Below are 20401 nucleotides of genomic sequence, written 5' to 3'. Positions count from 1 at the left end.
TTTGGACGTCTCGCATCGCGGCATCGGAATAAGCGGGCGCGCATCGGGTTGAAATCAGGCGGCCAACGACAAACCCAATTGGGAGGACAAGATGATCCGTATCGAGAGATGCTTGACGATTTCAGGCCTCGCGCTCGCAACGGCCCTGCTCGCGGCGCCATCGGTGCAAGCGCAGTCGGCCGACATGACGTTCTTCGTGACCTCAAGCGGTCCGGGCAAGGGCGCCGATCTTGGCGGCTTGGAGGGAGCCGATGCGCAATGCCAGAAGCTGGCGCAGGCCGGCGGCGCTGGTTCAAAAACTTGGCGCGCTTATCTCTCGACGCAGGCCGCCGACGGCAAGCCCGCCATCAACGCAAAAGACCGCATCGGCAAAGGACCGTGGCAGAACGCCAAGGGCACCGTGATCGCCAAGGACGTTGCCGACCTCCACGGCGCGGCCAACAATCTCACCAAGCAGACCGCTCTCAGCGAGAAGGGCGAGGGGATCAATGGTATTGGCGACCAGCCGAACCGGCATGACATCCTCACGGGATCGCAACCGGACGGCACGGCGTTTGCCGGTCCGGACGATCGCACCTGCAAGAACTGGACGTCGAGCACGCAAGGCGCCGCGATGGTCGGCCACCTCGATCGCCGGGGCCTGCGCGACGACGAACCGTCAAAGTCCTGGAATAGCTCGCACCCCTCGCGCGGTCCCGATGGTGGCTGCTCGCAGGCCGATCTGAAGAGCACGGGCGGCGACGGGCTGATGTATTGTTTCGCTGCGAATTGAATCAAGCGCGAAGCTCTCTCGACTCGTCATTGCGAGGAGCTTTTGCGACGAAGCAATCCAGGCTGTCACCGCGGAGACCGACTGGATTGCTTCCGCCTTCGCCAAGGCTTCGGCGGACAAGTCGCTCCGCTCGCAATGACGGAGCGTGTGGTGGGGCCGTTCTGTCCCCAAAATGACGAAACCTTCCGGCGCGTGCTACATTGGTCCTGAACGCATCCACGCTCACGGACCTCTCCCATGAAATACGAGCTCTATTACTGGCCCGAGATCCAGGGCCGCGGCGAATATGTGCGGCTGGCGCTGGAGGAGGCCGGCGCCGCTTACCTCGACGTCGCGCGCGGACCGCGCGGCACGGCCGCGATGATGAAGATGATGGACGCGCGTAAGGGCACGCCGCCCTTTGCGCCGCCGTTCCTGAAAGCGGGCAAGCTCGTCATCGGCCAGACCGCCAATATCCTGCTCTATCTCGGTAGCCGCCACGGGCTCGCGCCGAAGACGGAAGCCGGCCGGCTCTGGGTGCACCAGCTTCAGCTCACCATCACCGACCTCGTGGTCGAGATCCACGACACCCATCATCCGCTCGGCCCCTCGCTTTATTACGAGGACCAGAAGCCGCCGGCGAAGAAGCGTACGGCCGATTTCTGGAGCGAGCGGGTGCCGAAATATCTGGGCTATTTCGAGCAGCTTCTCACCGCGAATGGCGGCGCCTATGTCACCGGCCGGCGGCTGACCTATGTCGATCTCTCGTTGTTCCAGATCGTCGCGGGGCTGCGCTACGCCTTCCCGAGGCGCATGAAGGCGTTCGAGACTGACATTCCGGGCCTCGTTACCCTGCACGACCGCATCGCCGCGCGCCCGAACATCAAGGCCTATCTGGCGAGCGAGCGCCGCATTCCCTTCAACGAGCAGGGCATCTTCCGCCGCTATCGCGAGCTGGATGGCTAGTCTAGTCCATCCGCTCGAGCGAGCCCGCAGCCAGCGCTTCCCGCAGGCGGAACTTCTGAACCTTACCGGAGGCCGTCAACGGAAATTCGGAGCAGGCGAACCACAATATCGGCGTTTTATGTGGGGCCATTGCGTCGCGGCAATGCGCAGTCAGTCGCTCGGCGCATCCTGAAGCGCTTGACGACAGGCGAACGGCTGCTGCGACGACTTCGCCCCATTTCTCGTCCGGCGCCCCGAACACGGCGACGTCGGCGACCTCCGGATGGCGCAAGAGGCAGGCTTCGATCTCGACGGGATAGATGTTCTCTCCACCGCGGATGATCATGTCCTTGAGGCGACCGGTAACGCGGATATAGCCGCCCTCGTCGATCGTTCCCAGATCGCCGGTACGCAGCCATCCGTCGGACGTGATAGCCTGTTGGGTGTCGTCCGGTGCGTCGAAATAGCCGATCATCGTCTGGTACCCGCGGACTTGAATTTCGCCCTCTGTACTCGTCGGCAAGACACGAAAATCGCCGGGATCCGCGATGCGCACCTCGACGTTCCATAGCGGCTTTCCTACCGTATGAAGCCGTTCAAACTCCGGATCGTCGTCGCTCGTCTGCGCGACGATCGGGCTGAGCTCGGTCTGACCGAAGACGGTGACGACCGGAAGACCAAGCGCATCTTTCACGCGACGGTGTATCTCCGGCGAGACCGGAGCGCCCCCGGACAGCGCCACACGCAAGGACGACAGATCGTGCGGGGTGGCCTTCATCGCCTCGATCAGCGCGAGCAGCATCGTAGGAACGCCGAAGAGGACCTGCGCCCTGGACGCTTCGATGGCCTGCAGGACCGTTGGCGGATCGAAAAAGAGCGGGAGCACCAGTGTCGCGCGTGAGGTCATGCAGCCGAGCACGCTCATGACCGACCCGGCGGTGTGAAAGAGCGGCATCGGACTCAGCAGTACGCTGTCTTCTAGACCTGCTCTGGCCGCCACATAGCTCGCGTTCGTCACCAAGCCGCGGTGATGGAGGAGCGCCCCTTTAGGCTTGCCCGTGGTCCCGGAAGTGTACTGGATCTGCGCCGGATGCTGCGAATCGATCTCCGGCAACGCCGCTTCCGGCGTGTTGCGGATCTCGTCAAGCCAGCCTTCGAAGCAATAGCGGTGGATGCCGAGACCTTCCAACTCGCGGGCGATGGCACCTGTATCGACTTCGCGGAAACTCGATAGATGAAAGAGAGCTGATGATCTGGACTGCCGAAGAACGAATTCGAGCTCGCTCGGCTTGAACGCGGGATTGGCGGTGACCAGGATCACGCCGGCAAGCGCCGCCCCGTACTGCAAGACAACCCACTCCGGCACGTTCGGGGCCCAGACGCAGATGCGGTCTCCGCTCTCGACCCGTTGTAGCAGCCAACTCGCGCAACGCCGCGCATCGTCGTACAATTGAGCGTACGTCCACCGACGGTCAGTGCGTGAGGCCCCGACTGGGGAGGCCATCGATGACGGAACGACTTCGACCAGCGCTTCGCGATCAGGCACGGTGCCGGCAGCGGACGTGAGAGCACGACCGATGCTGACGTCGAGGATCGGCCGCGACGGATCGGCGGGATAGTAGGAATTGCGAAGCCTCGTTTCGTCCATGTCTAAGCCCCCTGACTCTTTTGTCTGTTTCGGACGTTGGATTTCGTCTCGAGAACCGTCCGCATCGCTTCTGCCCAGGCGGCGATGAGGCGCTCGCGCTTTCGCGCCGAGCTTCGGAGGTTGTCCGAGATCGCCAACCCCCTGATGAAATGGAGCGTCAGCGCCACGAATTCATCGTAGGCTTCCGATTCCGTCCATTTGCCAAAGAGCTGCAAATAGACTCGTTCGAGATCACGACGCGCGCCGCGCTCGGCCGCGATGAGCGCCTGCTTCAAAGCCGCGTCCGTGCGTGCGACGGCCCAGAGTTCAAGCTCGGCGAGATAGGCGGGCTGATGGGCGGCGAAGGCCAAGGCCTCGATGGCCGACTGCAGGGAATCCGACGATGCGCCGCTCGCCGCGCGGGATTGCGACACCGCCCGCTCATTGCGGCGGACAAGCTCCGCGACGGTCGCGGCCAGAAGCGATGCATGGTTGGGGAAATAATGCAGCAGGGCGCCCCGGCTAACTTCTGCCCGATGCTGGACAGCGAGGGTGGTCGTGCCGGCTACGCCGTGTTCGATCAGACATTCGACCGCGGCGTCGAGCACTCTCGATCGCATGGTCTCGGAGCCTTCAGACCCGCGCACGGACTTCGCCGCTCTGGACATGCACTTCCTCCTATCGACAGTCAGCGTTGACTGTAGCATGAGATGTGCTACAGTCAATGCTGACTGTTTATGCCCGGAGGATACTATGCCGAATTTTTCGACGCTAAGCATCGTGACCCGCGAGGACGCTCCGCGCATCGCTCGCCTCGTCCTCAACCGCCCGGAACGCTTCAATGCCATCGACGATGCGATGCCGGCCGAAATCCGCGCCGCCGTGGAGTGGGCCGAGAAGAATGACGACGTGCATGTCCTCGTTATCGAGGGCGCCGGCAAGGGCTTCTGCGGCGGGTACGATCTCGTCGCCTATGCGGAAAGCGAGATCGAGCATCCATGCCAGCAGGAGAGCGAGCCTTGGGATCCGCTCGTCGATTACGCAGTCATGAAGAAGAACACCGAAAACTTCATGAGCCTATGGAAATGCTCCAAGCCGACGATCGCAAAAATCCACGGCGCGGCGGTAGCTGGCGGTAGTGATATCGCGCTGTGCTGCGACCTGATCGTAATGGCAGAGGACGCCCGGATCGGCTACATGCCGACGCGGGTCTGGGGATGTCCCACCACCGCAATGTGGACATTCAAACTCGGCCCGTCGCGCGCGAAAGAGCTCATGTTCACCGGCAACATGATCGACGGCCGGACGGCGGCCGAGTGGGGTCTGGCCAACGCCTGCGTGCCGATGGAGCAGCTCGAGAACGCGACCAGGAAGCTTGCGGACCGGATCGCCGGGGTGCCGAAGAGCCACCTTGCCATGCATAAAATGGTGGTCAACCAAGTCATGCTGAATATGGGATTGGAGCAGACGCAGTCGCTCGCCACCCTGTTCGACGGCATCACGCGTCACAATCCCGAGGGTCTGTGGTTCAGGCGGTACACCCAGAAGCACGGCTTCAAGGCCGCGATCGAGTGGCGCGACAGCGGACGTCCGATTCCGGAGCGCGACGAGGCACGCAAGCAGATCAGCGAGTTGAAGAGCGGCACCTAGCGTGTTGCGCGAGAAGCGATCGATCGCGGCGCGATTTTCCCTTCTTCGAGAACGTCGCCGAAAGTGGACAGTCCGTCTCAGCCATCGACCCCCTGAACGATGATCGATCGATAGTCCGCGCCCAAAAAGCGGTGTCGGACGGCAGCTTGGTATTCGGGGCTGTCATAGAAGGTGCGCGCGGTCTCCATGGTCGGGAAGCTGACCATCACCACGCCTTCAGGCGAAGGCCCCTCCAGAACGTCCTGAGCGCCGTAGGCCGCGAGAACCGTCGCTCCCGAATTCCCCAGTAGGGGGGTGACCATTTCGGCATAGGTCTCCAGTTCACCCGCGTTGCGGGTGCGTTCGCGAATGAAGATGGCATAGACGCTCATCGATTAAAATCTCCGTTGAGGGTTCAAGATGAAATCAGTGCTGAACGACGATCTTGCCGAACACTTGGCGTCGACCCAGGTGTTCGATCGCCGCTCGCGCCTCCTCGAAGATGAAGGTACTGTCGATGACGGGTTTCAGGCCAGTTCGAGCGACGAAGCGCGTGAGCTCCTCAAGATCGCGGCGGCTGCCGGTCGTGATCGTCTGGAAGCGAGCAAAGCTAAAAAACATCGCCGTGTAATCGACGCTGCCCGCAAAGCCGCCGAGCACGCCGACCAGCGAAATCTGTCCGCTGGGAGCGATTGCCTTGATGGACTGCGCAAGCGAGGTCGCACCGCCCGTCTCCACGATACGGTCAATCCCACGATCGGTCATTGCGCGTGCCGTGGAGCCCCAGTCCTGATTGGCGCGATAATCGATGACCTCGTCAGCGCCCAGCGCTCGCAGACGATCGGCCTTTTCCGCGCTTGAGGTGGTGGCGATGACACGCGCACCCAACGCTTTGGCCAATTGCACTGCGAAGATTGAAACGCCGCCCGTGCCTTGCGTCAGCACGATGTCGCCCGCCCGGACGCCGGCAAGAGCCGACCAAGCAGTGACGCCCGCGCAGGTCAGAGCAGCGGCCTCTGCGAACGACAAAGTATTGGGCGCGGCGACCAGGGCTTCGGCGTCGACGACCTTATACTCGGTCAGCCAGCCATCCCGTTCGACCGAATATTGCTCTGCACCAGCCTCGAACGCGCCACCGAACCAGGTCGGAAAGAAGCTGCTGACAACGCGGTCGCCGATTGCAAAGCGGGTTACATCCGATCCTACCGCCTCGATTTCACCAGCCGCATCAGACAGCGGAACGACGTCCGCCTTGGCGGGAGCAGGGAATATCCCGGTGAGAAGGGCGAGGTCGCGAAAGTTAAGGGCCGTGGCGCGGACCCTGACCCGAACTTGTCCAGGTCCGGGAACGGGAAGATCCTCCTCGATGATCTTCAGATCGTCGAGCGATCCAATCTTATTAGCTCTGTAGCTTCGCATGTCCCTCTCCAATCGATGAGGTGGGATAGATAGACTGGCTCGATCGTATGAGTAATGGCCCAAGCGCCTTGATTCCTGACCGATCGTCCGATATCGAATCGGGATGGATCCCTTCGACGACGTTGTGAGCGCGATGAGCGTGGCGAGTTCGCTCTATGTGCGATTCCGCTTTACCGCGCCGTGGGGTGTGGCATTCGATACCGGCTATCAGGCCCGGCTGGTGATGATCGCAGAAGGTGTGGGCTTTCCGAGGGTGAGGTTCCCCTACCAGTGGCCAAGGGCGATTGTCTCATCGTCAAGGAAGGCACGCGGTTCGCGCTGGCGGATCGGCCCGACAGTGCCCTCGTGGATTGTGCGAACCTGTTTGCGGACCTGCCCGGCTTCTCGGAAGGGACCGGCTTCACCACCATCCCTGACCGCACGGTCAACTATGGCGGTAACGGCGCGTTGATGGAAATGGTATCGGCGCGTCTTTCATTCGATCCGATCGCGGCCGAGCCCTTGCTCGCCTTGTTGCCCGATCTGCTCCACGTTCGCTTGGCGCATGGTGACCTCGATCTGCTCGAGACCACCCTAGGCCTGATTGGCCTGGAAAGCCGCGCAGATGGGCTCGGCGCGGACTTAGTGGTAGAGCGACTGACGGACGTGTTGTTCATTCAAACGATCCGCGCGTGGGTTGCGGCGGACGGGACACGGGCCGGCGGGTGGCTTGCTGCGCTGAGGCACAGATCCTTGGCCAAGGTTATTCGCTCCGTTCATGCGGACATCGCACGCGACTGGACGGTCGAGGAGATGGCTCGTGTCGCAGGCGTCTCGCGCTCCACCTTCGCTCAGAACTTCCGTTCGGTTCTCGGAGAGACGCCGCTGAGCTATGTGACGCGGTGGCGGATGTATCGCGCCAAAACCCTGATGCGGAAGGGCGCGGCCTTGGCGGAAGTGGCGGTCAGGGTCGGGTATGACTCCGATACCGCGCTAAGCCGCGCCTTCCGGCGTGTCGAGGGACTGGCGCCTGGAGAGTGGCGGCGCACCTTGGCTGCGGAGGCGAACAGGCCTGCGTTATGATCCGCGGCGTGCGGCCGGGTCCAGATCTTCGTCAATATTGCGGGCCTCTCAGCCCTTCTCGACTGCGCTCCAGCTAGAGCGTTTTCGAGCGAAGTGGATACCGGTTCGCGTCAAGAAAACGCGTCAAAAGAAGAAACTTTAGCCGGTCCGGAGGGAGGCTGGCGGCAGCCCCCGTTCCGGACCGGCCGCTTCGGGCGCGATCAGTCGCCCGAAAACGTCATGGCTTCCGATGGGCTGCGCGTGCGCCGGACCAGGATGATCCTCTGAAGCATCGGGAGCGGGAGAAAGCTCCGGCTCGTCGGGGCAAGGCGGCTTGCAGAACATCGTCGCGTTTTCCGTTGCGTTGCGTGCTGCCGCTGTCTAGCGAAGTCCGCTTTCCGCTGCGTCAGCCGATCGGAGGAGGGCAGCGCGATGCGCGCTCACCAAACGCCCGGCATCAGGCGATAGCGCACCCGCGCCGCATAGTCGGCATAGCCCGGCAGGCCTTCGCGCAAGGTGCGTTCCTCGATTCCGATGCGGATCGCGAACAGGAGGACGAGGAGCGGGACCATCACGAGTCCCCACCACGAGCCCAGCAGGAGCGGCACGCCGGTGAAGAACAGGACCATGCCGCTGTACATGGGATGACGCACATGGGCGTAGGGACCGGTCGAGATCACGCGCTGCGCGCGCTCGGCCTGCAGCTTCACCACCGGCGCAGCGAACGAGTTTTCGCGGAACACCCACATCGTGGCCAGTGTCGAGGCCAGGAATAGCGCAAGGCCGAACGCCTGGAGCGCGACCGGCATGTCGGACAATTGAAGGCGCCGGTCGATGCCGATCAGCACCAGCCAGGCCAGCATCGCGACGACGAAGACGCTCACGAACACCTTGTCGGCGGCGGGCTGATTCTTCTGCAGCACCAGCCGCAGCCGCTCGGCGAGCAGCGCCGGATCGATCCGGTAGAGCCACCAGCCGCAGAGCGGGCCGAGCAGGATGCATGTGGCGAGGAATACCCAGGCCGAGGGCCAGTGCATGGTGCCGGCGGAGGCGAACAGCAGCGCGCCCATCGCGGCGGTGGTGATCGTGTTCTGCAGCAGCAGTCTGGCGATCATGGTCGATCTCGTTCCATCCCACGCCGGCGCATTGATAGCCCTGTTTCCGGCAAACATGCGGCGTGAGGAGACAGGGACCGGTTCAGACCTTGATCGGCGGTGTAAAGGCCGCGATCAGCCGAACCAGATCCGCCTGTCGTTTGGTTCCGGTCTTGGCGAAGATCCGGGCGAGATGGGTCTTGATCGTGGATTCGGCAATGCCCATGCTCCTGGCCACGTCGGGAACCCCGCCGATCTCGACAATGGACAGGAAGACGCGCAGCTCGGTCGGCGTCAGCTTGAACAGCTTGCGGATGAGGTCGGGCGCGACGATCGTATCGAGCGCTGCCTTGCTGACGAACAGGACGGCGCAGGCGTCGTAGCTCGCTGCGAACCTCTGCCGGCGCCCGGCGGTCAGCGGCAGGAGATGCGCGACAAAGTGCGCGCCGTCGCGGGCCGTCAGATGCAGCGAGATGCTCGCGCTCGTCATCGCGCGGTCGCCGACAACCGTGCCCGCCAGCGCCTGCCGCAGCACGCGATCGGCATTCGGCTCGGACGTCACCAGCCGGCCACGGACCGAACGAAGCACGTCGGCCTCGTCCAGGATGTCGCGCGCGCTCGCATTGGCGTGCGTGATATGAGCCTCGGCATCGAGCAGCAGGACGGCGGTTCGCAGGGCGTCGAGCGTGCGGACCGACGTCGTTTCGAGTGCGTTCTGCTGCTGCAGCTTCTGTCTGACGACCATGGCCCGTTGCACGTGCGGCGCGAGGTGGGAGATCACCTGGTACATCCTGCGGTCGACGGGACCGCCGGCCTTCATGATCGAGAGGCGGGATATTCCCTCAGGCGATTTGTCGAGCAGGATATTGGCGGCGTCCTCAAGGCCCTGCGGCCGCGTCCATTCGTTGTAGAACATGGTGGTGCGGAATTCGTCGACGTCGATCCAGTCCCTGATGGTCTGGATCTGGCCGACCGGCGCGTGGAGCACGCTGCGCGACGGATCGAACGGTTCATAGGTTTCGATGTAGGACTGAACATAGGCCGGCTCGACACCGACGGCATGCGCGATCACGGCCTCGCCGTCTGCTCCGATCCGGACCAGACCGCCGCTTTGGCCGCCCGCCAGGTCGACGATGCTGCCCAGGGTCGCCGGCCATCGGGAATCATCGAGCGCGGCATCGTAGATGTCCGCCACCAGCGACAGCAGCTCTTCATTCAGTTCCATTGGCTTGCCCCATCGACGCGTGCTCTTCGGCTCGCAGATGAGCACGCCGGATGTGGAAATTTGATGAGCCGGATCACACTTGAAGGGCGCGCCGGGCCGGAGCCGTGGTTTGCGACCCAGTCGTGCGCGAAGGGTAAATGGCCGCGGTGGGGCAGGCCGGGCGCGGCGAGGAATACCGAGGGCCGGTGCGGCGTTGGCGTGGACGCGAATAACCGCGCGTCCATGGCGGCAACGCGCGCAGTGTTAAGGAAGGGCAGTCTTGCGATCATGCGCAGGTCCCGGCGTGGCCGCGCATGATGTTGATCCCGCTATCCGGCGAAGATGCGGCGGGACGCAGAACAGGCCCGATCGACGGGATCGGGCGATTCCCCTTCGAGGGGATCGATCAGGCGAGCTGATCGATCCGCGTGCCCTGACCCGGCGGCAGCGGCGCGGGCGGCTGCGGCTTGTAGGTGGGGTCGGCGTCCTTGGTCTTGGTCTGATCGTCCTGCTGCTTGGTCGTGTCGTAGCTCGGAACCACGATCGCGATCGGCGGCGGCGCTACGGTGGAAACCTTCATCCGCAATCCTCACACATGGAAACAATTGACCCTGCGCTGCGAGGCGCGAAAATTCCTTCAAGGCAATCGTTAAAATGCGAGCGATCCGGCGTGGTCGATGGGCCGTCTTGCGGTGTCACCGCGACCGTTTGCGTGAGACGACGAGACCTCTCCTCGTCATTGCGAGCACAGCGAAGCAATCCAGACCATTTCCGCGGAGGCAGCCTGGATTGCTTCGTCGCAAGGGCTCCTCGCAATGACGGAGTGTATGGAAAGAACGAACGCCCTCTCTATTCGTCCTTGCCGCGCGTGATCGCGATGGACGCGTCCTTCTTGGTGCGGGTGCATTCCATGTTGAGCCGCCGATAGCGCATGCTGATCTTGTCGCCGCGCAGCAGACCCATTCGCTTCAGGCAGCGTGTGGCGCCCGTCGTGGTATCGTCCTTGGTCACGGTGAAGACGATCGCCGCCATCGACCCCACCAGCGCATAGAATTCCGGCGTCGGCTTGCGATCACCCTTGGCATAGAGCTCGATGGAATATTTGTCGCCGCGGCAACCCACGGACAGCTCCTTGGCCGCCGGGTGCGTCAGGTAAACGGTGTTCGCAGCACGGAAGTTCACCTTGAGGCGGTCGACCTGGTTCGCCAGCTCCTTGGCACTGTCGTCGCAGCGGTCGGCGCGTGCGGGCGAGGTGAGGGTCACAAGGCCGGTGATGGCGGCGGCGACCAGGATCGCGCCGCGGACGTTCAGTTTCAATGTCATGATGAAAAGCCCCTTAGGGCGCGCATTCAAGCGTCGTCGGGCGCGAAGCGCAAGAGTGGGGTCTTTCTTGTTGGCAGGCGCGTGATATAAAGGGCACATGAGCAAGGAGCAGGTAAAAGCCGTCCTGGAGCGCGTTCTGACCTGGCCGCCCGAGCGCCAGGAGGACGCAGCGAAGATGCTGATGCTCATGGAGTCGCAGGACGAGAGCGTTTATCGACTAACCGATGAGCAGGTCGAGGAGGTTCGCCGCCGTCGGTCGGATCCGAACGCCCGCCGGCTCACGCTTGAGGAGTTTACGCAACGCCTTAAGCAGCGCCTCGGCGAATGAAGGTCGTCATTCACGAGTCAGCTGCTCGTGATCTCGACGAGATTATTGACTGGATTTCACAGGATAATCCCCCACGCAGCAGCCAGAGTGGCCGATCGCATCAGGGCGAAGATCGAGCGTCTTGCCGTTTTGGGCCTGCCCCACATAGGTCGTCCGGGCTTGCTCGAAGGGACGCGAGAGCTTGTGGAGGCTCCCTACGTCAATCGTCTACGCGGTCGATCAGCCAAACCAGCTGATCGACGTATTGGCCATCCTTCATGGCGCCAGGGACCGCGAAATCTAGGGCTTGCCGATGGACCGGGCGGGCCTTCGGGACGCTTCCTTTTCCGCTCAAAATGGGCTTAGAACGCTTCTATGCTGAGAGGCCCGCCAGGGCCCCAAAACCCCGAGATTCGCCCCATGAACGCTCCGACCGCCTTCCCCGACCCGTCCAAGCCCGTTCCGCCCTACAAGCACACCCCGCTATTCCCGCTGGGCAAGGACGAGACGCCCTACAAGAAGATCACGGCCGAGGGCGTCCGGGTCGAGAAGGTCCTGGGCAAGGACATGCTGGTGGTGTCGCGCGAGGCGCTGCGGGCGCTGTCGGAGGCGGCTTTCGGCGACATCAACCATTACCTGCGGCCCGGGCATCTGAAGCAGCTTCGCGCGATCCTGGAGGACGGCGAGGCCAGCCCGAACGACAAGTTCGTCGCGCTGGACTTCTTGAAGAACGCCAACATCGCGGCCGGCGGCGTGCTGCCGATGTGCCAGGACACCGGCACCGCGATCATCATGGGCAAGAAGGGCTGCAACGTCATCACCGACGGTGACGACGAGGCGGCGCTGTCGGAAGGCGCGCGCGATGCTTACCTGCGCCGCAATTTGCGTTACTCGCAGGTCGCGCCGCTCTCGATGTACGAGGAGAAGAACACCGCCAACAACATGCCGGCGCAGTGCGAGATCTACGCCGAGGGCGATGACGCCTACAAGTTCATGTTCATGGCGAAGGGCGGCGGCAGCGCCAACAAGAGCTTCCTGTTTCAGGCGACGCCCTCGGTGTTGACCAAGGACCGGCTGCTCGCGTTTCTCAAGGAGAAGATCCTGACGCTGGGCACCGCGGCGTGCCCGCCCTATCACCTCGCGATCGTGATCGGCGGCACCTCGGCCGAGCTCTGCATGAAGACGGTGAAGCTCGCTTCCGCCCGCTATCTCGATGCGCTGCCGACCCACGGCTCGCCCGACGGCAACGCCTTCCGCGACGTCGAGATGGAGAAGGAAATCCACAAGATGACGCAGTCACTCGGCGTCGGCGCGCAGTTCGGCGGCAAGTATTTCTGCCACGACGTGCGTGTGATCCGCATGCCGCGTCATGGGGCCTCGCTGCCAATCGGCCTTGGCGTGTCGTGCTCGGCCGACCGCCAGGTGCTCGGCAAGATCACCAGGGACGGCGTCTATCTCGAGGAGCTCGAGCACAACCCGGCGCAATACCTGCCGCAGGTCGAGCAGGCGCTCGGCGGCGAGGTCGTCAAGATCGACCTCAACCAGCCCATGAAGGACATTCTGGCGACGTTCTCCAAGCATCCGATCAAGACCCGGGTCTCGATGACCGGCACCATGATCGTCGCGCGCGATAGCGCCCACGCCAAGCTGCGCGAGCGGCTGGAGAAGGGCGAGCCGTTGCCGGATTACTTCAAGAACCACCCGGTCTACTACGCCGGCCCGGCCAAGACGCCCGAGGGCTACGCCTCCGGTGCGTTCGGTCCGACCACGGCGGGCCGCATGGATTCCTTCGTCGACCAGTTCCAGGCCGCTGGCGGCTCGATGGTGATGGTGGCCAAGGGCAACCGTGCGCCGGCCGTGCGCGAGGCCTGCAAGAAATATGGCGGCTTCTATCTCGGCTCGATCGGCGGCGCCGCGGCGAACCTTGCCGAGCACTGCATCAAGAAGGTCGAGGTGCTCGAATATCCCGAGCTCGGCATGGAAGCGATCTGGCGCATCGAGGTCGTCGACTTCCCCGCCTTCATCATCATCGACGACAAGGGCAACGACTTCTTCAAGGAGTTGAACCTGGGCTAGTCAGGTCCTGCGTCGTCCGCCGGTTCCTGAACCGGCGGACGATCTATGGAGCGTGCCCTCAGCGCTTGACGTTGAACGAGACGGCACCGCCATTTTCCGCGCTGTCGAACATCACGAGGACGCGAATGCTCGCTGCGTCTTCCTCGAGAGGAACCAAAATCTCGGCTTTGGCGCCCGCTGTGACCGTGCTGAGGTCGAGCGTAGCGAGCGGCTTTGCCGTCTTGCTGCTGCCATCCCATAACCAGACCGTATAGGGAACCTCTTCGTCCCGTGTCGGGCCTGCGAGGATCAAGATGCCGTCGTTCACCACGGCAAGGTCGCGTATCCCGGTGTTCTCCCCCAGCTTTAGCGGGGTCGGCTCCGGCTTGAGATCATCGAGCTTGGTGAAGAGCGCGTCCGCATTGACGCTGAGAACGAAGGCCTGTTGCTCCAGCGACGGTCCTCGCAATCCGAAGTACATGCGGCCGTTCCTGACCGCAATCCCTTCGATATTGACCCCGCCTTCCGAAAGCGGCTTGTTGAATTTTGCTTTGACGTGTTCGTCCTTTTCAATGACCTCGCGCATCCGCGCGCTCGACTCCACGCCATCGACCTTCTTGGCGTTGGGTTCGGTCTTGGGAACGCCGGTTTGCGGATCCACGGCAATCCGAAACACGACATAGCTCGACAGATTCTCCTTGTCGCTCTTGCGGCTTCGGCCGTGCGAGCCGGTCACATAGAAGAAGCCCTTTTCATACGCGACGCCTTCGGCATCGGCATCCTTGTCGTCATCCGAAAGCCGGATGAGCTTCCGGGGAACGAGGACGTTGCCTTCGATCGAGAAGAACTGCGCATATTTCTTCTCGTCATTGGCAATCAGGCACGACGTGAACTTCGGCGTGGTTGGCACGCACGCCGCTCCGCTCAAATTCATGCGCGGCTGATCCTTGAACTTGTCGTCCTTGTCGTCCTTCTCGAAGATCGAGGCGGGCTTCCAGGCGGTCGCCTCCGGAGGAATCTTCGGCGGCAACGATTCACCGCGTGCGGCTGAGATCGTTGCCCCCAGCAATACGCAAACGAACGCGGCCGTCAGTGGTCGATGAAATGCATGCGTGATGTACGGCATTTTTCCCTCCCGGGTGCAATGCTCAAATACAATCCCCAATTGTGAAGAAGGCAAGGGCGAGAATGTCGCGGAGCGCTCTCTTCTCAGCTGCAGTTCGTGACCTGGTTCGAGCACAGCGCGCGCCACCAGCCGCGGACGCCGTCATGGCTCTCGACCAGACCCCAGAAGCCGCTGCAGGCGAAGAGGCGCTTCGGGCCGCCGTCACCGTCGATCGGGCCGCCGAGCTCGCGCTGGGCCGGCATCCATTTGGCATCGACGAAGGGCGCCTGGAACAGCCCGCCGGCGCGCGTATAGCCGTTGGCGTAGCTCGCGCCGACCTTGTTGGAGGCGACCCAGCCGCGCCCGGCATAGGGTTTGGGCGCGCTGCGCGGATATCTCTTCTCGTCCTCGTAGTCCTTGCCCGGCGGCTTGGCGCCTTCGATCAGAAACCAGCCGCTCTTGAAGCCGATGATGCGGAATTCGGTGAGCCAGCCGCCATCGGGCGTGTTCTCAGCGCCTCCCAACTTCAAGCGGTAGGGCGGCGGCAGTGTGCCGAGCACACGCGCTGTCGCCGACGGCTCGGCGCGCACGTTGAGCCCAGCGGGGTCCTTGTCGATGGACCAGGCGCCGAGACTGCAGGGCTCGGTGCCATCGGGCAGCGTCGTGCGCTTCGCGGCGAGATCGGCGTGCAGCTTGGCGAAATCGGTCTCGTCATTGTCCGGATCTGGCTCCGCGCGCGGCTTCAACTCGGCGGAAACTGCGTGTGTCGCATCCGGTGTCAGCTTGACCACGAGGGCCTGGCGCGCAGCGAACACGCTTGCCGGTGTTTTCGGATCGTTCGATGGCGCCGGATAGACGGCGAGATATCCCGTCGAGCCATCAGTCCGATAAGCTGTGCCGGCGACATAGCCTGCCGGCACCATGGCGAGCGCGCTTGCGCGCCACGCCGGTTCGGTATCATCCGCGCGCGCCGCTTGCGTCGCGACGCAGAGCATCGTCGCCGCGATGAGACGAAGCACGCGCATGTGCTGCGGCCTTACGCGCGGGCGCCCGAGAACGGGAAGCTGCCCATCGGGCCGATGCCCATCTCGCCGCTGATGCTGTCGCCGGAGACGGTGCCGGTGAATTCGAGCGTGAGCGGCATCGGTTTGTCGATCGAGACCTTCCAGGAGACATTGTCGCCAGAGACGGTGCCGTCGAAAATTTCGGTGGTATTACCTTCCGCACTCTGCGTGCCCGTGAGCGTGCCGCCCGCGGCCTTGAGGCTCAGGGTCGTCTGGCGCTCGCCCATCGGCGTCGTCGTGGTCAGAGTCCAGGTGCCGTCCACGGCCATTCGCGTCTCCCAAAATTCTGGCGGACCGCGACGATCCGCGGTCAGTCCGAGCGAGCCTATAACCCAACTCGCAACTCCTGCCTAACCCTCCGATAGAGCATTTAAGCGCGGGCGGCGGCGCGACGGCGGCTGGTGACGATGAGCCGGAGCACGACATACTGCACGGCGAAGGCGAGAATCTTGGCGCCCCCGGCGACCACCGTGAGGTAGAACGCCCACAGCTTCAGATCGCCCGTGGAGGCGACGACGATCATGCCGACGCCGATCACGAATATCAGCACCGCCCAGGCATAGCCCGCGGCCGTCACGTATTCCGGAACGGTCTCGACGACGATCGGCGGCATGTAGCGCAGCATCCAACCGCGCTTGAGCATGATCGCGCCGATGGCGAAATGCGCGATCGAAGGCTTTGCCATCATGAAGCGGGGATCATTGGTCAGCAGCGTGACCGCGCCCAGTCCGACGACGAGCGCGAGGCTCGCATACGTCATGTAATTGAGTTGCTGCCCCTTGATGCGGGCGTAGATCACCTGCGCGATCGCGCCGGCCACTGCCACCGAGGTCGCCAGGATGACGTTGTCGGTGACGAGATAGACGACCAGGAAGACGATGGCGGAGAAGAGATCGGAGGCGAGGCGGGCGAATACGTCCTTCATCGTCAATCCTGTTCAGCGGGCGTTGGGCAATGCGCGGGCGGGCGTACCGTACTTGATCTGGCGATACTCGGGATACCATTTTGTGAAGTAAATCGCGCTGTTGCGGGCGGCGAAGGCGACCGCAAGGCTCGACCAGAGCGGCAGGCCGGGGACGTAGAGCAGCACAAGATTGCCGGCCGCCATCAACAGCGCGGCCACGGTCCAGGCGCCGGTGATGACGTAATTGGCGGTGAGAAAGCCGGGCATCGCCGCGGTCTCGGCCGGCACTGATTCCAGCGCATATTGCAGCGTGAAGGGACGGCGGACCAGCAGCGAGCCGAGCGAGATGACGAAGATGCCGATATCGACCGACAGCTTGACGCCGAGCGTGCCGAGCTGCGGGTCGAGCAGCGCCAGGTAGAGGCCGATTGCGGCGAACACGATCGCCGAGCCCGCGGCCAGGGTCTTCACCGAGCGCCCGCGCGCCACATCGATGGCGACGGTGGCGAGGCAGATCGCGGAGGCCACGAACACGCTCATCGCGGCCGACGTCACCAGCATCAGGAAGCTGTAAGCGCCGTAGGGCGCAAGGATCAGGAAAATCGCCATTGCCTACCTCGGTCAGGCCGATCTTTACGATGTAAAGATCAATAGGTCAGAGGCGAGGCTGGGTCAAGCGAAATCTTTACAGTGTCAAAATGATGTAGGCGGCATGTAAAAGTTGAAGTGCCGCAACGGCTTGGTCGGACGCCTCGTCGGCCAATTCCGCCCAGGGCAGGCGCGACAGAATGGGGAGCGCGCAGGCGATCGCGAGGCCGAGGGCGAGCAGGATGCCGCCGTTGAAGATGCCGTTGAAGATGACTTGGCCGCTCCGCCGCAGATGGACCACCTCGAGCGTGAGCGCGGCGCAGACCATGGCGAGGATGGCGAGGAGGTCTGCGGTGATTGAGGGCATCTGCATACGGGCCTCTTTGGTGACACGTCCGTGCTGTGGCTCCGGGCGCGCCAAGTGGCGCGCCGCGGAATGAGGGGAGCTACTGCGCACCCACCCAATTGCCGTGAAAGCCGTCGGGCACGCGATGGCCGAGCTGCACCAGCGCGACGGGGCCCGCTTCGATATCGGTGGCGTTGAACACCGCGAGGTCGCTGCGGTTCTCCCGCGCCCGCCAGACCACGGCGAGCAGCCAGCCATCGCCTTCGACCGCATCCTTGGATCGCTCGACGAACACCGGTTCGGAGATGGTGTCGCCGGCGGGCAGCAGATAATGGCCGAGACGTCTTCCGTTGCCGTCGACATGGACGACGCCGGAGAGCGCGCCGAACATCGGCAGTTTCGGATTGGCGCAGGCGTACCAGCCGTGACGGTTCTTCAGCCCGGCGTGGCGGTCGTCGATGCGCGGGAATTCGCCGGTGAGATCGTCGAGATAGGTCTGCTGGAAGCGGTCGGTATTGCCTGAGAGATCGAAGGTCCAGCGGCAGTGCCGGGCGCGCGACTTGTCCGGATCGGTCGGCCGGCCGTCGGGATGCGGAAACAGCGGTGCTTCCTCGAACTGCATGACGTCGGCGATGATGCGGTTGTCGTCCTCCCACGCGTTCATGATGTGGAAGACGTAGCAGGCTTCACCGCGAAACCAGACGATGTCCTTTGCGGTGCCGCTCCGCTTCATCACGCCGACATAGGCGCCCTTGTCCGGCTCCCAGGCGTAGGGCGGCTGCCCGCGCATCGCGCGCTCCATGCTGCCGGTGATCGACAGGATCGGAAACAGCACATGGTTCGCGGTGACGATGAAGTCGTGCACCATGCTGGCATAGGGCGCCTCGAACCGCTCGAAGCGGGTCGCCTTGCCGGAGGCATCGATCGAGCCGTAGGAGAGGGCAGGGGTCAACGGACCTGCGGCGTTGTAGCCGAAGAACACGAGCTCGCCGGTGACGGGATCGATCTTCGGATGCGCCGTGAAGCTGCCGGCGACGCGGCCCTGGTAGTTGTGATAGCCGCGCGTCGCCAGCGTGCCCGGCTCGATCTCGGTCGGCAGATGCGCCTCTTCCAGCGCCAGCAGCTTGCCGGCATGGAAGATGATGTTGGTGTTGGCGACGCCGCCGTCGGTGAGATCAGTCGGCGCATCCGGCAGCTTGCGGCCGAAGCCGCCGAACAAGGCGCGGCCGGCGTCGTGCTCGGCGAGCCATTTCGGCGTGCGGACCCAGCGGTTGCGGTAGCTGGCGCGCCCATTGTCGAGGTGGAACGCGTGCAGCATGCCGTCGCCGACGAACCAATGGGCGCCGGGGGAATCGAACTGCGGATTGGGACCGTTGCGATAGAGCGTGCCGTTCAGCTCGCGCGGCAATTCGCCGATGATCTTCAGGAATGGCGCGTCCGCTTCGAACGGGATCGGCGCGATGTTGTTGCGGCGCTCGGCGACGGCGTCGTGCTGCACGGCGTATCTCTCCCTATCTTTACATCGTAAAGATCGGATAGCGCCGATTGCCGCATCGGTCAAGCGAAATCTTTACACTGTCAATATTGCGTCATATAGCTTGCAAATGGCCAAGATCGACACCAAGACCGATACCAAGAGCGAAACGGCGCGACGCGCGCGTGCCCCCAGAAAGACGAATTCGCCTGCGGCATCGCGCCCAAGGCGTGGCGCGGCGAGCGCGAAGTCCGAGACGCCCTATCACCACGGTGCCTTGCGCGAGGCGCTGCTGCAGGCTGCCGAACGGGTGCTGGAGCGCGACGGACTCGCCGGCCTCACCTTGCGCGCAGTGGCGCGGGAGGCGGGCGTCTCCCATGCCGCACCCACCCACCATTTCGGTGATCTCACCGGCCTGCTCAGCGAACTCGCGGCCGTCGGCTTCCGCCAGTTCAACGCGGCGATGGCGGCATCCTGCGGTGCCGCCACCACGCCGCTCGAAGCCGCGCTGGCGCGGCCCAAGGCCTACGTCGCCTACGCGCAAGCCCATCCCGGCATGTACAGCATCATGTTCCGTACCGAGCGCCTGGACTATTCCAGGCCCTCGCTGCACGAGGCGGCCGAAGCCTCCTTCGCCGGGCTCGCGAATGCGATCGGCATGATGCGGCAGGAGCAGATCAGCGGTGACGCGCTGACGCTGAGCCAGGGGGCCGCGATCGCACGTGCCTGGTCGATGGTGCATGGCTTCACCATGCTGCTGCTCGACGGACGGCTCGAGGATATCTTGGGACGTCTGCCTGAGGGAACGACGGCCGAGCGGCTAATGGAGGCGATGCTGATGGCGCCGGTGGCGGGGAAGCTGCCCGGCCCCTGATCGCCTGGCACGAAGGCAACGCTACCGCATCGTCGCAAGCTCGACGGCGCGGCCGCGCGTGCCGATGATCTTCACCTCGTCCTTGCCGCACATGAAGCCGCGGGCGAAATCGTCCGCGGCCTTGCGCGCAAGCTCATTGGCGGCGGGGTTGGCGATCGCATCGACATAGGCGACGTGACAGACCGGGCCCGGCGGCAGCCGGGTCACGACCAGCATAGCCTTGGTGTTCGGCCGGCCCTGCTTGTCGGGATCGGCATTGTCGGCGATGTGCCAGCGCTGGATGATCGCGAACGGCTTTGCGCCCACGGCGCGCCATTCGATCGTGGTCTCCGACGAATTGAACGGTGCGAACCAGACCTTGGCTGCCGGTTCCTCGGCTGCTTGCCTGCGATTGCGGCCGATCGAGACGATTTCGCGAAGATCGTCCTCGGCGATCAGCACCAGAAGGCCGTCCTTGCCCGGGCAGCTGCGCGTCGTGCTGCCGTCGAGCTCGCTGGGCTTGCCGATCTGGCGGCAATCCTTTGGCGCCGCCGAGGTGTAGGTGCTGCCCACGGATTGGGCGCCGGCGCTGTTCAGACCGATGCAAATCATCAAGACAGCCAGGCCTGTGCAGGTGATGCGGGTCATCATGAGGGCTTCGATCGCTGGGAA

At 63.7% G+C, this 20401-nt stretch carries 23 protein-coding genes; 7 read left to right on the top strand and 16 right to left on the bottom strand.

Annotation, left to right across the window (positions count from 1 at the left end; all coding sequences use genetic code 11):
- The first annotated feature begins 91 nt into the window (after positions 1 to 91).
- Entirely contained in the window at positions 92 to 772 is a 681-nt protein-coding gene (locus AABA86_RS09345) for a lectin (RefSeq protein ID WP_338306529.1), read from the top strand.
- Positions 773 to 1009: 237 nt separating this feature from the next.
- A complete protein-coding gene (locus AABA86_RS09340; RefSeq protein WP_338306528.1) occupies positions 1010 to 1717 on the top strand; it encodes a glutathione S-transferase in 708 nt (235 codons plus the stop codon).
- Between the two features lies 1 nt (position 1718).
- On the opposite strand, the gene AABA86_RS09335 is transcribed toward AABA86_RS09340, so the two are convergent.
- Both AABA86_RS09335 and AABA86_RS09330 read right to left on the bottom strand, forming a co-directional pair.
- Positions 1719 to 3344: an AMP-binding protein gene (locus AABA86_RS09335; RefSeq protein ID WP_212252904.1), complete on the bottom strand. Its 1626-nt coding sequence runs from the start codon at positions 3342 to 3344 to the stop codon at positions 1719 to 1721.
- Between the two features lie 2 nt (positions 3345 to 3346).
- A complete protein-coding gene (locus AABA86_RS09330; protein ID WP_028142775.1) occupies positions 3347 to 3991 on the bottom strand; it encodes a TetR/AcrR family transcriptional regulator in 645 nt (214 codons plus the stop codon).
- A gap of 85 nt (positions 3992 to 4076) precedes the next feature.
- Between AABA86_RS09330 and AABA86_RS09325 the strand changes: the two genes are divergently transcribed.
- Positions 4077 to 4973: a crotonase/enoyl-CoA hydratase family protein gene (locus AABA86_RS09325; RefSeq protein WP_338306527.1), complete on the top strand. Its 897-nt coding sequence runs from the start codon at positions 4077 to 4079 to the stop codon at positions 4971 to 4973.
- Between the two features lie 77 nt (positions 4974 to 5050).
- Here the strand turns inward: AABA86_RS09325 and AABA86_RS09320 are convergent, their stop codons facing one another.
- A complete protein-coding gene (locus AABA86_RS09320; RefSeq protein WP_028142777.1) occupies positions 5051 to 5344 on the bottom strand; it encodes a DUF1330 domain-containing protein in 294 nt (97 codons plus the stop codon).
- A gap of 34 nt (positions 5345 to 5378) precedes the next feature.
- Entirely contained in the window at positions 5379 to 6371 is a 993-nt protein-coding gene (locus AABA86_RS09315; RefSeq protein WP_212252902.1) for a zinc-dependent alcohol dehydrogenase family protein, read from the bottom strand.
- Positions 6372 to 6551: 180 nt separating this feature from the next.
- Between AABA86_RS09315 and AABA86_RS09310 the strand changes: the two genes are divergently transcribed.
- On the top strand, positions 6552 to 7433 hold the full coding sequence (locus AABA86_RS09310; protein ID WP_338306526.1) for an AraC family transcriptional regulator: 882 nt from the start codon (positions 6552 to 6554) through the stop codon (positions 7431 to 7433).
- A gap of 419 nt (positions 7434 to 7852) precedes the next feature.
- On the opposite strand, the gene AABA86_RS09305 is transcribed toward AABA86_RS09310, so the two are convergent.
- The 4 genes from AABA86_RS09305 to AABA86_RS09290 all read right to left on the bottom strand — a co-directional run bounded on the left by AABA86_RS09305 (position 7853) and on the right by AABA86_RS09290 (position 11033).
- On the bottom strand, positions 7853 to 8527 hold the full coding sequence (locus tag AABA86_RS09305) for a methyltransferase family protein (protein WP_212252898.1): 675 nt from the start codon (positions 8525 to 8527) through the stop codon (positions 7853 to 7855).
- 82 nt (positions 8528 to 8609) lie between these two features.
- Positions 8610 to 9731, bottom strand: a complete 1122-nt coding sequence (locus tag AABA86_RS09300; protein WP_212252896.1) for a helix-turn-helix transcriptional regulator — start codon at positions 9729 to 9731, stop codon at positions 8610 to 8612.
- 385 nt (positions 9732 to 10116) lie between these two features.
- Positions 10117 to 10290: a hypothetical protein gene (locus AABA86_RS09295; RefSeq protein WP_018321873.1), complete on the bottom strand. Its 174-nt coding sequence runs from the start codon at positions 10288 to 10290 to the stop codon at positions 10117 to 10119.
- Between the two features lie 269 nt (positions 10291 to 10559).
- Positions 10560 to 11033 carry a hypothetical protein gene (locus AABA86_RS09290; protein WP_212252894.1) on the bottom strand — a complete coding sequence of 158 codons (474 nt, stop codon included), beginning with the start codon at positions 11031 to 11033 and terminating at the stop codon, positions 10560 to 10562.
- Positions 11034 to 11130: 97 nt separating this feature from the next.
- Between AABA86_RS09290 and AABA86_RS09285 the strand changes: the two genes are divergently transcribed.
- Together AABA86_RS09285 and AABA86_RS09280 are read left to right on the top strand one after the other, a co-directional pair.
- Positions 11131 to 11361, top strand: a complete 231-nt coding sequence (locus AABA86_RS09285) for a hypothetical protein (RefSeq protein ID WP_338306525.1) — start codon at positions 11131 to 11133, stop codon at positions 11359 to 11361.
- A gap of 399 nt (positions 11362 to 11760) precedes the next feature.
- The gene (locus AABA86_RS09280) at positions 11761 to 13416 is read left to right on the top strand and encodes a fumarate hydratase (protein ID WP_038948099.1); all 1656 of its coding nucleotides are present in this window, start codon (positions 11761 to 11763) and stop codon (positions 13414 to 13416) included.
- A gap of 58 nt (positions 13417 to 13474) precedes the next feature.
- Here the strand turns inward: AABA86_RS09280 and AABA86_RS09275 are convergent, their stop codons facing one another.
- From AABA86_RS09275 to AABA86_RS09245, 7 genes are all read right to left on the bottom strand, one after another.
- Positions 13475 to 14647, bottom strand: coding sequence for a DUF3616 domain-containing protein (locus AABA86_RS09275; protein WP_338306524.1), 1173 nt, complete (start codon positions 14645 to 14647; stop codon positions 13475 to 13477).
- On the bottom strand, positions 14605 to 15525 hold the full coding sequence (locus tag AABA86_RS09270) for an SH3 domain-containing protein (protein WP_338306523.1): 921 nt from the start codon (positions 15523 to 15525) through the stop codon (positions 14605 to 14607). Before AABA86_RS09270 ends, AABA86_RS09275 begins: the two co-directional genes overlap by 43 nt.
- An 11-nt stretch (positions 15526 to 15536) precedes the next feature.
- Complete coding sequence (locus AABA86_RS09265) at positions 15537 to 15833, bottom strand: hypothetical protein (protein WP_338306522.1); 297 nt, start codon at positions 15831 to 15833, stop codon at positions 15537 to 15539.
- A gap of 101 nt (positions 15834 to 15934) precedes the next feature.
- Entirely contained in the window at positions 15935 to 16489 is a 555-nt protein-coding gene (locus AABA86_RS09260; protein WP_338306521.1) for an inner membrane-spanning protein YciB, read from the bottom strand.
- Positions 16490 to 16501: 12 nt separating this feature from the next.
- A complete protein-coding gene (locus AABA86_RS09255) occupies positions 16502 to 17077 on the bottom strand; it encodes a hypothetical protein (protein ID WP_338306520.1) in 576 nt (191 codons plus the stop codon).
- 76 nt (positions 17078 to 17153) lie between these two features.
- Positions 17154 to 17429 carry a hypothetical protein gene (locus AABA86_RS09250; protein ID WP_338306519.1) on the bottom strand — a complete coding sequence of 92 codons (276 nt, stop codon included), beginning with the start codon at positions 17427 to 17429 and terminating at the stop codon, positions 17154 to 17156.
- A 73-nt stretch (positions 17430 to 17502) separates the two neighbouring features.
- Positions 17503 to 18900: a carotenoid oxygenase family protein gene (locus AABA86_RS09245; RefSeq protein ID WP_338306518.1), complete on the bottom strand. Its 1398-nt coding sequence runs from the start codon at positions 18898 to 18900 to the stop codon at positions 17503 to 17505.
- Positions 18901 to 19006: 106 nt separating this feature from the next.
- On the opposite strand from AABA86_RS09245, the gene AABA86_RS09240 reads away from it, so the two are divergent.
- Complete coding sequence (locus AABA86_RS09240) at positions 19007 to 19750, top strand: TetR/AcrR family transcriptional regulator (RefSeq protein ID WP_338306517.1); 744 nt, start codon at positions 19007 to 19009, stop codon at positions 19748 to 19750.
- A gap of 21 nt (positions 19751 to 19771) precedes the next feature.
- Here the strand turns inward: AABA86_RS09240 and AABA86_RS09235 are convergent, their stop codons facing one another.
- Positions 19772 to 20377 (bottom strand): hypothetical protein, encoded by a 606-nt coding sequence (locus AABA86_RS09235; RefSeq protein WP_338306728.1) that lies wholly within the window; start codon positions 20375 to 20377, stop codon positions 19772 to 19774.
- Positions 20378 to 20401: the final 24 nt, after the last annotated feature.

This window comes from Bradyrhizobium sp. TM233 (assembly GCF_036247965.1).
GTDB classification, from domain to species: domain Bacteria; phylum Pseudomonadota; class Alphaproteobacteria; order Rhizobiales; family Xanthobacteraceae; genus Bradyrhizobium; species Bradyrhizobium ottawaense.
This window is presented reverse-complemented; position numbering and strand designations above follow the sequence as displayed.

What these genes read in the sequence shown, in the direction of transcription:
- AABA86_RS09345 (WP_338306529.1), top strand. Translation starts at nt 92, where the DNA reads ATGATCCGTATCGAGAGATGCTTGACGATTTCAGGCCTCGCGCTCGCA.
- AABA86_RS09290 (WP_212252894.1), bottom strand. Translation starts at nt 11,033, where the DNA reads ATGACATTGAAACTGAACGTCCGCGGCGCGATCCTGGTCGCCGCCGCC.
- AABA86_RS09235 (WP_338306728.1), bottom strand. Translation starts at nt 20,377, where the DNA reads ATGACCCGCATCACCTGCACAGGCCTGGCTGTCTTGATGATTTGCATC.
- AABA86_RS09280 (WP_038948099.1), top strand. Translation starts at nt 11,761, where the DNA reads ATGAACGCTCCGACCGCCTTCCCCGACCCGTCCAAGCCCGTTCCGCCC.
- AABA86_RS09325 (WP_338306527.1), top strand. Translation starts at nt 4,077, where the DNA reads ATGCCGAATTTTTCGACGCTAAGCATCGTGACCCGCGAGGACGCTCCG.
- AABA86_RS09320 (WP_028142777.1), bottom strand. Translation starts at nt 5,344, where the DNA reads ATGAGCGTCTATGCCATCTTCATTCGCGAACGCACCCGCAACGCGGGT.
- AABA86_RS09285 (WP_338306525.1), top strand. Translation starts at nt 11,131, where the DNA reads ATGAGCAAGGAGCAGGTAAAAGCCGTCCTGGAGCGCGTTCTGACCTGG.
- AABA86_RS09265 (WP_338306522.1), bottom strand. Translation starts at nt 15,833, where the DNA reads ATGGCCGTGGACGGCACCTGGACTCTGACCACGACGACGCCGATGGGC.
- AABA86_RS09255 (WP_338306520.1), bottom strand. Translation starts at nt 17,077, where the DNA reads ATGGCGATTTTCCTGATCCTTGCGCCCTACGGCGCTTACAGCTTCCTG.
- AABA86_RS09330 (WP_028142775.1), bottom strand. Translation starts at nt 3,991, where the DNA reads ATGTCCAGAGCGGCGAAGTCCGTGCGCGGGTCTGAAGGCTCCGAGACC.
- AABA86_RS09340 (WP_338306528.1), top strand. Translation starts at nt 1,010, where the DNA reads ATGAAATACGAGCTCTATTACTGGCCCGAGATCCAGGGCCGCGGCGAA.
- AABA86_RS09305 (WP_212252898.1), bottom strand. Translation starts at nt 8,527, where the DNA reads ATGATCGCCAGACTGCTGCTGCAGAACACGATCACCACCGCCGCGATG.
- AABA86_RS09300 (WP_212252896.1), bottom strand. Translation starts at nt 9,731, where the DNA reads ATGGAACTGAATGAAGAGCTGCTGTCGCTGGTGGCGGACATCTACGAT.
- AABA86_RS09260 (WP_338306521.1), bottom strand. Translation starts at nt 16,489, where the DNA reads ATGAAGGACGTATTCGCCCGCCTCGCCTCCGATCTCTTCTCCGCCATC.
- AABA86_RS09240 (WP_338306517.1), top strand. Translation starts at nt 19,007, where the DNA reads ATGGCCAAGATCGACACCAAGACCGATACCAAGAGCGAAACGGCGCGA.
- AABA86_RS09295 (WP_018321873.1), bottom strand. Translation starts at nt 10,290, where the DNA reads ATGAAGGTTTCCACCGTAGCGCCGCCGCCGATCGCGATCGTGGTTCCG.
- AABA86_RS09270 (WP_338306523.1), bottom strand. Translation starts at nt 15,525, where the DNA reads ATGCGCGTGCTTCGTCTCATCGCGGCGACGATGCTCTGCGTCGCGACG.
- AABA86_RS09315 (WP_212252902.1), bottom strand. Translation starts at nt 6,371, where the DNA reads ATGCGAAGCTACAGAGCTAATAAGATTGGATCGCTCGACGATCTGAAG.
- AABA86_RS09250 (WP_338306519.1), bottom strand. Translation starts at nt 17,429, where the DNA reads ATGCAGATGCCCTCAATCACCGCAGACCTCCTCGCCATCCTCGCCATG.
- AABA86_RS09335 (WP_212252904.1), bottom strand. Translation starts at nt 3,344, where the DNA reads ATGGACGAAACGAGGCTTCGCAATTCCTACTATCCCGCCGATCCGTCG.